Origin of the sequence: Pseudomonas citrullilanati, assembly GCF_030580855.1 — a bacterium.
Lineage (GTDB): Bacteria > Pseudomonadota > Gammaproteobacteria > Pseudomonadales > Pseudomonadaceae > Aquipseudomonas > Aquipseudomonas citrulli.
Genome location: NZ_JAUQOP010000049.1, coordinates 26,027 through 37,521 on the forward strand (window position 1 = coordinate 26,027; position 11,495 = coordinate 37,521).

An 11,495-nucleotide genomic window follows, 5' to 3' on the forward strand; every position below is an offset into this window, starting at 1 on the left:
ATTTAATAGCAACTTTTTCACGAAAAATTGATGGTGGCGTACTTAAAGTTTGTGTTGCCGTAGGGAATGAATTTTTCACATTGACCTGCCGCACTTCTCTTCCAAAGAGCAACTTTCAGGAAACCGTCAACTATCATGCCGACTATTAAAGCCGTGCGCCCGGAGTGGGTGACACTGGTGGCCAGTGCCTTTCTGTTAGTGGGCTTCAACTTCGTGCTCTGGCAACACTTGCTGGCGATCACCACGGCGGACGCCCGTGGCCTGTTGATGTGCCTGGCCTTCGCCGTGATGATTTTCTGCGCCTTCAACCTGGTGCTGACGCTCGTGGCGTTCCGGCCGCTGCTCAAGCCGGTACTGACGCTGCTGTTCATGATCAGCGCCGGCGTGGCCTATTTCATGGCCCAATATGGCGTGCTGATCGATGCCGGCATGTTGCGCAACTTTGCCGAAACCAACGCCACGGAAGTCCGCGACCTATTGTCGCTGAAGTTGTTTGCCTACATCGTTCTGCTGGGCGTCGTGCCGTCCTGGTTATTGTTCAAGACGCCGATCAGTTATCGTCGCTGGCCCCGGGAGTTATTAAGCAAGTTGTTGGTCGGGGTGGCGTCGGCGGTCGTGATCGGTGGCGTCGCGCTGGTCAATTACCAAGGCTTGTCGTCGTTGTTTCGCAACCACCACGAGTTGCGCCTGATGGTCGTGCCGAGCAATTACATCGGCGCTTCCGTCGGCTATCTGCGCGAACAGGTCGCATCGGCCAAGCAACCCTTCATTACCGTGGGCGAGGACGCCAGCCGCAATCCGGCCTGGCAGACCCACGGACGCAAATCCCTGACCGTGCTGGTGGTGGGGGAGAGCGCCCGCGCCGAGAACTTCGGCATCCTCGGCTACAACCGCGACACCACGCCGAAACTGGACAAGGAAGCCGGCCTGATCGCCTTCACCGATGTGCATTCCTGTGGCACCGAAACCGCCGTGTCGGTGCCCTGCATGTTCTCCAACATGGGCCGCAAGAACTACGACGCCAGCAAGGCCAAGAACGAAGAAGGCTTGCTGGATGTGCTCAAGCGCGCCGGGCTGGAGGTCATCTGGCGGGACAACCAGTCCGGCTGCAAGGGCACCTGCGACCGGGTCACGCTGCAGGATGTCAGTAATCTCAAGGACCCGGCGCTGTGCGCCAACAGCGAGTGCCGCGACGAAATCCTGCTGCAAGGCCTGCAACATTTCATCGACACCCTCGACAAGGACACGGTGCTGGTGCTGCACCAGATGGGCAGCCACGGGCCGGAATACTTCAAGCGCTACCCCAAGGAGTACGAACACTTCACCCCGGTGTGCGAAAGCAATGCCCTGAACAATTGCAGCCGCGAGAGCATCGTCAACGGCTACGACAACACGCTGGTGTACACCGACCATGTGTTGTCGACGCTGATCGACCTGCTGCGGGCCAACCAGGACAAGGTCGACACGGCCATGCTGTACCTGTCGGACCACGGTGAGTCCCTGGGCGAATACAACCTGTTCCTCCATGGCACGCCCTACATGCTTGCCCCGGAACAACAGAAGCACGTGGCGATGCTGGCGTGGTTTTCCGACAGCTACCAGAAGTCCTTTTCGGTGGACACCCATTGCCTGCAATTGAGCCGGGACAAGCCCCTGAGCCAGGACAACCTGTTTCATTCGATGCTTGGGCTGCTGGAAGTCAGCAGCAAGGTCTACAACCCGGAACTGGACCTGTTCGCCAATTGCCGCGGCGCGGTGATCGATGGGGTGTTGGCGCGACAGTGAGCGCCTACACCTTTTTTTCACGCGACGCCGTTTAATCTGTCTGTCATCCATTTCCCAAGAGCCGTTCGTATGTCCGGTCTACCCCCATCCACCGTCGAGCTTGAGTTTGCCCGGCAGCACGATCAGGAGCACGCGCAAGTCTGCTGCCAACCGGCGCCTCGACGGCTGCGCCTGGCGTTCTGGCGTGACGAGCACCTGGTGCGCAATGCCCTGAAAGTGGCCGGTGAACCGGGGCTGGTGCTGGATGTGGCGTGCGGGGCGGGACGGTTCTGGCCAGTGCTGGCCGAGCATGCCAACCGGGTGATCCTGGCGGCGGACCCGTCGCCGGACATGCTCGAACACGCACTCACCCACCACGGTGGCGCGCTGCTCCAGCGGGTCCGGACGTTTCCCAGTTCGGCGTTCAGCATCGGGCTGCCCGCCAACGCGGTGGATTGTATTTTTTGCCTGCAACTGTTTCGGCACGTCGGTACCCGCGAGCACCGCCTGGCGCTGTTGCGCGAGTTTTATCGGGTCAGTCGCGACACGGTGATCGTCTCGGTGCAGATCGAGGGGCGCTTGAAGTTCGGCCATCCTTCACAGGGCACCCTGGTCTGCAAGGCGGACATCGAGGCGGAGTTCCGCCAGGCCGGTTTCGGCGTGTTGTGGCATCAGGATTTCCTGCCAGGTTTTGCGCTGACGCGGGTTTATGTATTACGTAAGACCAGTTAGTTCTTCATGTAGGACTATTCTTGCGTTTGCGCGGGCAATTTCTCACAGGCTCTGGCTCTACGAATGCTCGCAATCGCCGGCGGCGATATATACTGCGCGCCATTCTTCAAGGGAGAGCCGTGTGGCCATCGATATTCACTGGATTCGCGACAACGATAGCCTCGGTCAGTTTTGCGCCGAATGGCAGCAGTTGCCCTTCGTCGCCCTCGACACCGAATTCATGCGCGTCGACACCTTTTACCCGATTGCCGGTTTGCTGCAGATTGGCGACGGCAAGCGTGCCTACCTGATCGACCCCTTGACCATCGACGACTGGCAACCCCTGGCGGCCCTGCTGGAAAACCCGGCGGTGCTCAAGGTGCTGCACGCCTGTAGCGAAGACCTTGAAGTGCTGCTGCGCCTGACCGGCAGCCTGCCCGCGCCGCTGTTCGACACCCAACTGGCCGCTGCCTACCTGAACCTCGGGTTCTCCATGGGCTATTCGCGGCTGGTGCAGGACGTGCTGGGGATCGACCTGCCCAAGGGCGAGACCCGTTCCGACTGGTTGCAACGGCCCCTGTCCGAGACGCAGATCAGCTACGCCGCCGAAGATGCGCTGCATCTGGCGGAAGTTTTCGTACAACTGCGTCCGAAGCTGTCCGATGAGAAATACGCCTGGGTCCTGGAGGATGGCGCCGAACTGGTGGCCAACCTGCGGCGCGAAGTCGATCCCTACGAGGTGTACCGCGAGGCCAAGCTGGCCTGGAAACTCTCCCGTGCCCAATTGGCCGTGCTGCGCGAGTTGTGTGCCTGGCGCGAGCGTGAGGCGCGGGCCCGTGACCTGCCACGCAACCGCATCATCCGCGAGCACTCGCTGTGGCCCCTGGCCCGCACACAGCCGGATAACCTCGGCGCGTTGGCGAAAATCGAAGACATGCACCCGCGCACCGTGCGCCAGGACGGCGAGTTCTTGCTGGACCTGATCAAGCGCGCCGGCAGCGTACCGCCCGAGCAATGGCCGCCGGCCGTGGCCGAGCCTCTGCCGATCGAGGCCGCGGCCCTGGTCAAGCGCCTGCGGGCGCTGGGGCAGGCCGAAGCCGAGCGCCTGGGGATTGCCCCGGAACTGATGCTGCGCAAGAAAACCCTCGAGGCCCTGATCAAGAGCGGCTTCCCCGAGGGCCCTTACCAATTGCCCGATTCGCTGCGTGGCTGGCGCCGCGAATTGATGGGCCAGGCGCTGCTCGACAGCCTGGCCACTGCCGGAGAACAGCCTTGAAACGTATCTGCTCCATCTACCGAAGCTCGAAGAAAAACGAGATGTACCTGTATGTGCTCAAGAGCGACGCGCTGGCCAGGGTCCCGGAGCCATTGATGGCGGCCTTCGGCAAGGCGATCCATGCCTTTGACCTGGTCCTGACCCCTGAGCGACAGCTGTCCCGTGAGGACATCAACCGGGTGCTGGAAAACCTCGACACCCAGGGCTATCACTTGCAGATGCCGCCCGCCGAAGACGAGTACATCGAGCACCTGCCCGAAGAGTTGCTGCGCCGTAACGACCCGGTCTGACAGGTACCCCGAGGCCCCGTCCTGGGGCGCTTGAAACACTGGAATGGATTTATCGATGATGACCCCAGGGCGGGAGAGATCCCGCCGGCGGTCGTCTGCACTGTTTTTGAAAGGTTTGATTCATGCGCGTTCTGATTGCCGAACACGATCATGCGGTGTATGCCCAACTGCTGCGCCAGGCTGCCCCTGATCTTGACGTCCTGACCAGCGGCGACTCCGCCGAACTGTCGCGGCTGGCCACCGATTGCCCGGTCTGGCTCGGCCAGCCCGACCTGCTCGCCACGCTGTTGCGCCAAGGCCATCAGCCCCGCTGGCTGCAATCGACCTGGGCCGGCATCACGCCGTTGCTCGCCGAGGGCCTGACCCGCGACTACCGCCTGACCCGGGCGGTGGGTATTTTCGGCCAGGTGATGGCCGAGTACGTGCTGACCTACATGCTCGGCCATGAGCGCGAGGTCCTGGCGCGGCTGGTCAGCCAGGTGGAACGCAAGTGGGACAACCGCCAGGGCCAGGGGCTGGCCGGGCGCAAGGTATTGATCGTCGGCACCGGTGATATCGGCCAGCGCGTGGCGCAGTTCCTGTTGCCGTTTGGCGTGCAGTTGTATGGGATCGCCCGTGAAGCCCGGGCGTTGGCACCGTTCATCGAGGTGGGCGCGCTGGTGGACTTGCCGCGCCTGGTGGGGGAGGCGGACTACGTCATCAACCTGTTGCCCAACACGCCGGACACCCATGACGTGTACGATGCGGCGCTGTTCAAGCAGTTCAAGCCCACCGGCCTGTTCATCAACGTCGGCCGCGGCGTGGCGGTGGTGGATGCGGACCTGGTCCAGGCCTTGAAGGAAGGGCACCTGGCCGGCGCGGTGATCGACGTGTGCCGCCAGGAACCGCTGCCGCAACGCCACCCGTTCTGGACCGCCTGGGGCCTGCTGCTCACCGGCCACAGCTCGGCCCCGACCTCGCCACCGATGATGGTGCAACTGTTCCTGGAGAACCTGCGGGCCTACCAGGCGGGTGAAGCCTTGCGCGGGGAAGTGGATTTCAACCGGGGCTACTGAAGCCTGCTGCGATGCCCCTTTTTGCGGCGAGCCAGCCGGCAGGGATGTGCCTGAAAGACTGCTATCGCGAGCAGGCTCGCTCCCACAAGGAGTTTGTGGAGGCCTTGGGCTTTGTTGTCACTGAAGACCCCTTGTGGGAGCGAGCCCTGCTCGCGATGGCGGTGTGTCAGTGGATATCGATGTGACTGACCTGGCGCATCGCGAGCAAGCTCGCTCCCACATAAGACCTGTGTCGCATCAGAGGCTGAAATCACCTTCCGCCACCAGCTCGCTCAACGGTCGGCGTGGGCTTGGGGTTTCGCGGGCCTGGAGGTATTCGGCCAGGGTGGATTTGTCCCCCAGCTTGCCAATCGCCACCGCCGCGTGCAGGTCGTAGCCCTCGGGGATCTTCAGTTCCTGGCGGGTCAGCGCCTGGTCGAAACCGGCCATGCCGTGGGTGTGCCAGCCGCTGAGGCTGGCTTGCAGCGCCAGGTGGCCCCAGGCGGCGCCGGTGTCGAAGGTGTGGCTCTGCGCCGGGGTTTCTTCGGTGGCGCCGGGCACCGCGAAGGTGGTTTTCGAGACGATGATCACCAACGCCGAGGCGTGCTGGGCCCAGCTGCGGTTGAATTCGTTGAGCAGGCCCAGGAAACGCTCCCAGTTTGGCGTGTCGCGGCGCGCGTAGAGGAATCGCCACGGTTGCGAGTTGTACGCCGACGGCGCCCAGCGTGCGGCTTCGAAAAAGCCCAGCAGGGTTTCTTCGGCAATGCTCTCGCCGGTGAAGGCGCGTGGCGACCAACGTTCGATGAACTGCGGATGAATGGCGTAATCGGCAATGCGGGAATTGGCGCTCATGGTTCACCTGGCGGGGTTGTCTGGAAAAGGATGGAACAACCTACGTCGCGGCGCCTGGCCTGGCAAGACCCCGCCTACCGACAGTCGCCAATGCTTGGCCTGAAGAAGCCCGGGCACTAGACTGTCGGCCTTTTCACCACCTGATGTTGATGCTTGAGCCATGGCCGCCAAAGTCGAACCGTTCTGGATACGCAAAACCCTCGATCAGCTGGATTCGCAGGAATGGGAATCGTTGTGCGACGGCTGTGGCCTGTGCTGCCTGCAAAAGCTCGAAGACGAAGAAGACAACAGCGTCTACTACACGCGCATCGCCTGCAAACTGCTGGACCTGAAGACCTGCCAGTGCAGCGACTACGCCAACCGTCGCGCGTCCGTTCCCGATTGCATTCAACTTACGCCGGGCAAGGCCGATGAGTTCAAGTGGCTGCCGCCGACCTGCGGTTATCGACTGGTCAGCGAGGGCAAGGACCTGCCGCTGTGGCATCACCTCGTCTGCGGTGATCGCGATGCGGTGCACCACGAACGCATTTCCCAGTCCGGGCGCATGCTGGCCGAAGGCAGCGTGCCGGAAGAGGATTGGGAAGATCATCTGATTTTTCGCGCCGGCTGAGCCGCCGGGCATCGCTACCAGGGAGACCCCATGGCTGCAGGATTGAAACGGATGCTGGCGGCCGGTTGCCTGGCCGTGTGCGGCCCGCTGTGGGCGGCGCAGAAGGTCGACCTGGATTATCACGTGCACCTGTTGCCCCAGAGCGACCAGGCCGAAGTGCGCCTGACCCTGGCCCGGGGTTCGGCGGTGCGCAGCCTGGATTTCGACCTCGACGACGGCAGCCGCTACAGCGATTTCAAGGCGGACGGCCAGTGGCAGTTGACCCCCGGCCAGCACGCCCGGGGTGTCTGGCGACCGGCAGCCGACAAGGCCAGCCTGAGCTACCGGGTGCGCATCAGCCATGCGCGCAAGACGGGCACCTACGAAACCCGCATGACCCCGACCTGGGCCCTGCTGCGCGGTGACGACCTGGTGCCGTCGGCCAAGCTCGACCAGCAGGACGGTGTCGAGCTGGTTGCGCGCCTGGAGGTCGAGTTGCCCGAGGGTTGGAAAAGCATCGAGACGCCATGGCCACGCATCGGCAAGCAGCGCTTTCGCATCGACAATCCTTCACGGCTGTTCGACCGTCCCACCGGCTGGATGCTCGCCGGCAAGCTCGGCAGCCGTCGTACACGCCTGGGGGAAACCGAAGTCACGGTGGCCTCGCCGCAAGGCCAGGGCATGCGCCGGATGGACGTGCTGACACTGCTGACGTTCGTCTGGCCGCAGGTGCAGGCGGTGGTGCCGCGGCATCCCGCCAAGCTGTTGATCGTTGGCGCGGGCGACCCGCTGTGGCGTGGCGCCCAGGGCGGCCACGAATCGATCTACCTGCACAGTCGTCCGCCGCTGGTGAGCGAGCGCGGCAGCAGCGCGTTGTTGCGAGAGTTGGTGCAGGTTCTGGCGCGGGTCAATGACCGTGAGCGCAGTGACTGGATCAGCGAGGGGTTGACGGAGTTCTATGCCATCGAACTGTTGCGTCGTGCCGGCGGCATGAGCGATGAGCGCTACCAGGCCCTCAATGACCGGCTCGCCCGGGACAGCCGCGGTGTCACCAGCCTGCGCGGCGAGCAGATCAGCCCCGCGGTGGTGGCCAAAGCGGTGTTGCTGCTCCAGGAACTGGACCGCGAGATCCGCCTGAAAACCCGCAACAAGCGTTCCCTGGACGATGTCCTGCAAGGGGCGATGCGCCTGGAAACCGTCGATACCGAGGAGTTCGTGCAGCTCAGCGAGAGCATCCTGGGCGGCGCTTCCACGGTGCTGGATACCAAGTTACTTCGGTAATACCGCTATCGCGGGCAAGCCTTGCTCCCACAGGATTGAGTCATACCCAATATTTCCTCCGACAAAATCCAGTGTGGGAACAAGGCTTGCCCGCGATGAGGCCATCAATTCCACCGCAAAAACCTAGAATCCAGCTTTCGGCGACGGCGAAGTCAACGAATCATTCCCCGTCACCGTGGCCGTGCCCGTCGCCGCTTCGGCGTTGGCCTTCATGCGGGTCAGCTCTTCACCGGCCTGTTCGATACGAGCGCGGGCGTTGTCGAGGTTCTGGCGATTCTTCTCCAGCAGGGACTTGGCCGAGCAGTGCCCGGTGATGCCCCGCGCCAGCGCCATGCCGCCAATGGCCAGATGGACCAGCCCGATCACCCCGCCACGGCGCAAGCCCTTGCCCATCATCAGCACGCCGCCGGCCAGCGAGCCGATGCGCTCCCAACCGTGCACGTTCTGCCGCGGATGCGATTGGAATGGGGTGCTTTCAATCGGCTCGAACGGATTGTTATCGCTCATGATCTGTCTCCAGTGTGGGGATTGGTATAAAGCTGACTGCCCGAGCGATTCCCTTGTTCAATCGGATTTCACGCCAGTCAGCGGAATTGCGGCCCCGAGCGGGTGTTGTTGCCTTTGGCCATGCGGTCGTACAGCACGACGTTGACGGTGGCGGCCAGGTTCATGCAGCCCGTGGTCGGGATGTACACCACGTCCTCGCACCAGTCGCGGATGTCCTTGTCCAGCGAACCGTCCTCTGGGCCGAAGATGTACAAGGCGCGGTCCGGGTGGGTGTATTCGGGCAGCGGGCGGGCGCCGTCCACCAGTTCCACGGCCACCGGCACGCAGCCCAGGGGCAGGATTTTCTTCAGGTCGTCGATGCCGATCAGCGGGATGTCGTAGTGGACTTTCTTGGTGTCGGTGACGAAGTCGGCGGCGCGCTCGTAGCGCTTGCCGGTGTAGAACACCGATGCCACGCCGTAGCAGCCGGCGGCGCGCATGACCGAACCGACGTTTTCCGGTGACTTGGGGTTGAACAGACCGATGCAGCTGTAGCGTTTGTTGGCCACGGGCGGAATGCCTTTGGGGAAAAGGCGCGATTATACGGGGAATGGGGGAGGGTGGTCAGGTTCGAGATGTGCGGTTTACACAAGCCTGTGGGAGCAAAGCTTGCTCGCGAACCAGCACCTCGGTTTCTGAAAGACCGCATCGGCTTCATCGCGGGCAAGCCTTGCTCCCACACAAAACGGGGCTCGCCACAACGCTGGATTACTCGTCTTTCTTCATTAACCCCGCCAGCGCGGCAAAGGGATTGTGGGTCGCCTTGGCGATCTTCGGCGTGCTCAGGGAGCCCTCGCCGAAGTATTGCTGGTCGGTGTAGCGCGAGTGTTCGTTGTCGTGGCAATACAGGCACAGCAGTTCCCAATTGGAACCGTCCTGGGGGTTGTTGTCGTGGTTGTGGTCGCGGTGGTGAACGGTCAGTTCGCTCAGGCGCTTGCCGGAAAATTCACGGGCGCAGCGGCCGCAGACATGGGGGTACATTTTCAGGGCCTTGTCGCGGTAGCCCATTTCCCGGTCGCGCTGGGCGTCGGCGAGGATGCGGTCCAGCTTGGCGGTGTTGGACGGTGGCGTGGACGAACTCATGGGTTCACCTTTGTGGGAAGACTGATGACGGTTGGACAGAGTTTAGCTCAGCCCTTGAGCTTCTCGGCAATCCAGATGGTGTGGCGGGTGCCTTTGTTGCCGTGGGCGAACACCTGCACCTCTTCGGCCTTGAAGCCGGCCTTCTTCAGCTTGTCGGAAAACTGCCGGTCGGCGCTGGCCGACCACACCGCCAACACGCCCTTGGGCCGCAGGGCCTTGGCGCACGCGGCCAGGCCGCCGGCCGAATACAGCCAGCTGTTGGCCTTCTGGGTCAGGCCCTCGGGACCGTTGTCCACGTCCAGCATGATCGCATCGAACCCCTGGGGTTCGGCTTGCAGCACCTTGGCCACGTCTTCCAGGCGGATCACCGTGCGCGGGTCCGACAGCGGCCGCCCGGCCTTTTCACCCAAGGGCCCGCGATTCCATTCCACCACGCCGGGCACCAGCTCGGCCACCACCACTTCGGCGCTCTTGCCCAGGTGCTTGAGCGCCGAGGCGAGGGTGAAGCCCATGCCGAGGCCGCCGATCAACACGCGCGAACCCGGCCGGCCGGCGACCTTGCGGCAGGGAATCTCGGCCAGGGCGTCCTCGGAACCGTGCATGCGGGTGTTCATCAATTGCCCGCCGTCACCGCCCTGGATCTTGATGACGAAGTCTTCGCCGTACTCGAACAGGCACAGGGCACCGCCGTTATCAGGGATGGGCGTGGTGTCGAGCAGAACGAAACGTTTCATGGAAATCTCGTGGAAGGAGGGCAGACCGGCGTGGCAGGGACTAGCCTGAAGACAGACAATCGCCACGGAGCCATTGATGAAGTGCATCATTCTAACGGCCATTGCCCTGGCGGCGCTCTCAATAAGTTGCGCCCAGGCTCAACAACCGACGATTCCGGTCAGCCCACCCAGCATTCCCGGTTCGCCGGGCACCGCCACGCCCATGCCGTATCCGCCGGTCACGCCCAACGGCGTGCCCAAGGCCGGGCCGGGAAGCGGCGGGCCGCCCTTGCTGCCGCCGATCGAAATGCCCAGGCCACCCAAGGACCAGCCGATACCGGGCCTGGAGCCGCAAGCGCCGAAGGCCAAGTCGCCAGGGGGGTAGGCCTGAAGCCAGTCGATGGAACAACTGAATGGTAAAAAAACGGTGGGTTCGAGCATTGCGGTGAACTCTGTGGGAGCAAAGCTTGCTCGCGATGACGTCGGCATATGCAACACCGCTATCGCGAGCAAGCTTTGCTCCCACAGGCACCCCCCACAGGCACCCCCCACAGGCACCCCCCACAGGCACCCCCCACAGGCACCCCTCACAGGTTCTGTGTTTCAACTGACTGATAGGGTCAAACCTGCTGCGACAACAACTGCCCATCGGCCATGCGCAGGCGCTTGGACAGGGAGACGGCGAGGGCGCGGATGATCTTGGCGGCGATCTTGGGGGCGTCGTTGAGCATTTTTTCCAGGGAATCCTTGCCCAGGTTCAGCAATTGGCAAGGGCTGGCCGCGATGCAACTGGCCGAGCGCCGCTCGCCGTCGAGCACGGCCATTTCGCCGAAGGCCCGGCCACTGCGCAAGGTGGCGATGGTCACGGGTTGGCCGTCGGGGCCGGTCTTCTGCACGGCCACCTGGCCGGTGTGGATGATGCACATGAAACTGCCGGCATCCCCCTCGCGAAAGATCGCCTCGCCCGCGGCGATGGCGCTGATGCTGAAATAGCCCGACGCCGCGGCGAAGTCGGCAGGCTGCAATTGGTCGAACAGACCGCAGTCCATCAGCCAGTCACGGATTTCTTTGTTCAGTAAGGTCGGTTCTGACATGTCGTCACGGTCTTTTTTCTTGTGGTCTTAGCGGTTCTGGATTCAAACAGTTCCCTTGTGGGAGCGAGCTTGCTCGCGATGGCGTCGGATCAGTCAGCGTCGATGTTGTCTGACCCACCGCTATCGCGAGCAAGCTGAACTGGTCAAGTAATCTTGGACACCGATTAAGGTTTACGCCGCCAAGCGCTCTTTCGCGACTGGCGACCGGTAGTCGTTGTAGCTGTGAGGCCTGCTGATGTTGTAGCGCGAGACATAGCGCTGT

14 protein-coding genes are annotated in these 11,495 nt (G+C 62.9%); 8 read left to right on the forward strand and 6 right to left on the reverse strand.

What is annotated here, in order from left to right; all coding sequences use genetic code 11:
- Positions 1 to 135 precede the first annotated feature (135 nt).
- The 5 genes from Q6A48_RS22940 to Q6A48_RS22960 all read left to right on the forward strand — a co-directional run bounded on the left by Q6A48_RS22940 (position 136) and on the right by Q6A48_RS22960 (position 5,096).
- Complete coding sequence (locus Q6A48_RS22940) at positions 136 to 1,785, forward strand: phosphoethanolamine transferase (protein WP_304556668.1); 1,650 nt, start codon at positions 136 to 138, stop codon at positions 1,783 to 1,785.
- A gap of 69 nt (positions 1,786 to 1,854) precedes the next feature.
- Complete coding sequence (locus tag Q6A48_RS22945) at positions 1,855 to 2,496, forward strand: class I SAM-dependent methyltransferase (protein WP_304556669.1); 642 nt, start codon at positions 1,855 to 1,857, stop codon at positions 2,494 to 2,496.
- 121 nt (positions 2,497 to 2,617) lie between these two features.
- Positions 2,618 to 3,751, forward strand: coding sequence for a ribonuclease D (gene rnd, locus Q6A48_RS22950; protein WP_304556670.1), 1,134 nt, complete (start codon positions 2,618 to 2,620; stop codon positions 3,749 to 3,751).
- Positions 3,748 to 4,041, forward strand: a complete 294-nt coding sequence (locus Q6A48_RS22955; protein ID WP_042729662.1) for a YcgL domain-containing protein — start codon at positions 3,748 to 3,750, stop codon at positions 4,039 to 4,041. Before rnd ends, Q6A48_RS22955 begins: the two co-directional genes overlap by 4 nt.
- Before the next feature lie 122 nt (positions 4,042 to 4,163).
- Positions 4,164 to 5,096, forward strand: coding sequence for a D-2-hydroxyacid dehydrogenase (locus Q6A48_RS22960; RefSeq protein WP_304556671.1), 933 nt, complete (start codon positions 4,164 to 4,166; stop codon positions 5,094 to 5,096).
- Between the two features lie 237 nt (positions 5,097 to 5,333).
- Here Q6A48_RS22960 and Q6A48_RS22965 read toward each other — a convergent pair whose 3' ends face one another.
- Positions 5,334 to 5,927, reverse strand: coding sequence for a nitroreductase family protein (locus Q6A48_RS22965; protein ID WP_304556672.1), 594 nt, complete (start codon positions 5,925 to 5,927; stop codon positions 5,334 to 5,336).
- Between the two features lie 160 nt (positions 5,928 to 6,087).
- Here Q6A48_RS22965 and Q6A48_RS22970 point away from each other — a divergent pair, with 160 nt between their 5' ends.
- Both Q6A48_RS22970 and Q6A48_RS22975 read left to right on the forward strand, forming a co-directional pair.
- A complete protein-coding gene (locus tag Q6A48_RS22970) occupies positions 6,088 to 6,537 on the forward strand; it encodes a YcgN family cysteine cluster protein (protein WP_304556673.1) in 450 nt (149 codons plus the stop codon).
- A 30-nt stretch (positions 6,538 to 6,567) separates the two neighbouring features.
- Complete coding sequence (locus tag Q6A48_RS22975) at positions 6,568 to 7,797, forward strand: hypothetical protein (RefSeq protein ID WP_304556674.1); 1,230 nt, start codon at positions 6,568 to 6,570, stop codon at positions 7,795 to 7,797.
- A gap of 123 nt (positions 7,798 to 7,920) precedes the next feature.
- Here the strand turns inward: Q6A48_RS22975 and Q6A48_RS22980 are convergent, their stop codons facing one another.
- The 4 genes from Q6A48_RS22980 to Q6A48_RS22995 form a co-directional block, all read right to left on the reverse strand.
- Positions 7,921 to 8,304: a YgaP family membrane protein gene (locus Q6A48_RS22980; RefSeq protein WP_304556675.1), complete on the reverse strand. Its 384-nt coding sequence runs from the start codon at positions 8,302 to 8,304 to the stop codon at positions 7,921 to 7,923.
- A gap of 77 nt (positions 8,305 to 8,381) precedes the next feature.
- Positions 8,382 to 8,852 carry an RNA methyltransferase gene (locus tag Q6A48_RS22985; protein WP_003184248.1) on the reverse strand — a complete coding sequence of 157 codons (471 nt, stop codon included), beginning with the start codon at positions 8,850 to 8,852 and terminating at the stop codon, positions 8,382 to 8,384.
- 199 nt (positions 8,853 to 9,051) lie between these two features.
- Positions 9,052 to 9,426, reverse strand: a complete 375-nt coding sequence (locus Q6A48_RS22990; protein ID WP_025212393.1) for a YajD family HNH nuclease — start codon at positions 9,424 to 9,426, stop codon at positions 9,052 to 9,054.
- A 47-nt stretch (positions 9,427 to 9,473) separates the two neighbouring features.
- Positions 9,474 to 10,160, reverse strand: coding sequence for a spermidine synthase (locus tag Q6A48_RS22995; protein WP_039593339.1), 687 nt, complete (start codon positions 10,158 to 10,160; stop codon positions 9,474 to 9,476).
- 76 nt (positions 10,161 to 10,236) lie between these two features.
- On the opposite strand from Q6A48_RS22995, the gene Q6A48_RS23000 reads away from it, so the two are divergent.
- Positions 10,237 to 10,524, forward strand: coding sequence for a hypothetical protein (locus tag Q6A48_RS23000; RefSeq protein WP_304556676.1), 288 nt, complete (start codon positions 10,237 to 10,239; stop codon positions 10,522 to 10,524).
- A gap of 235 nt (positions 10,525 to 10,759) precedes the next feature.
- Here Q6A48_RS23000 and Q6A48_RS23005 read toward each other — a convergent pair whose 3' ends face one another.
- Entirely contained in the window at positions 10,760 to 11,233 is a 474-nt protein-coding gene (locus tag Q6A48_RS23005) for a cyclic nucleotide-binding domain-containing protein (RefSeq protein ID WP_304556677.1), read from the reverse strand.
- Positions 11,234 to 11,495 lie beyond the last annotated feature (262 nt).

What these genes read in the sequence shown, in the direction of transcription:
- Q6A48_RS22970 (WP_304556673.1), top strand. Translation starts at nt 6,088, where the DNA reads ATGGCCGCCAAAGTCGAACCGTTCTGGATACGCAAAACCCTCGATCAG.
- Q6A48_RS23005 (WP_304556677.1), bottom strand. Translation starts at nt 11,233, where the DNA reads ATGTCAGAACCGACCTTACTGAACAAAGAAATCCGTGACTGGCTGATG.
- Q6A48_RS22995 (WP_039593339.1), bottom strand. Translation starts at nt 10,160, where the DNA reads ATGAAACGTTTCGTTCTGCTCGACACCACGCCCATCCCTGATAACGGC.
- Q6A48_RS23000 (WP_304556676.1), top strand. Translation starts at nt 10,237, where the DNA reads ATGAAGTGCATCATTCTAACGGCCATTGCCCTGGCGGCGCTCTCAATA.
- Q6A48_RS22940 (WP_304556668.1), top strand. Translation starts at nt 136, where the DNA reads ATGCCGACTATTAAAGCCGTGCGCCCGGAGTGGGTGACACTGGTGGCC.
- Q6A48_RS22980 (WP_304556675.1), bottom strand. Translation starts at nt 8,304, where the DNA reads ATGAGCGATAACAATCCGTTCGAGCCGATTGAAAGCACCCCATTCCAA.
- Q6A48_RS22965 (WP_304556672.1), bottom strand. Translation starts at nt 5,927, where the DNA reads ATGAGCGCCAATTCCCGCATTGCCGATTACGCCATTCATCCGCAGTTC.
- Q6A48_RS22960 (WP_304556671.1), top strand. Translation starts at nt 4,164, where the DNA reads ATGCGCGTTCTGATTGCCGAACACGATCATGCGGTGTATGCCCAACTG.
- Q6A48_RS22945 (WP_304556669.1), top strand. Translation starts at nt 1,855, where the DNA reads ATGTCCGGTCTACCCCCATCCACCGTCGAGCTTGAGTTTGCCCGGCAG.
- Q6A48_RS22975 (WP_304556674.1), top strand. Translation starts at nt 6,568, where the DNA reads ATGGCTGCAGGATTGAAACGGATGCTGGCGGCCGGTTGCCTGGCCGTG.
- Q6A48_RS22990 (WP_025212393.1), bottom strand. Translation starts at nt 9,426, where the DNA reads ATGAGTTCGTCCACGCCACCGTCCAACACCGCCAAGCTGGACCGCATC.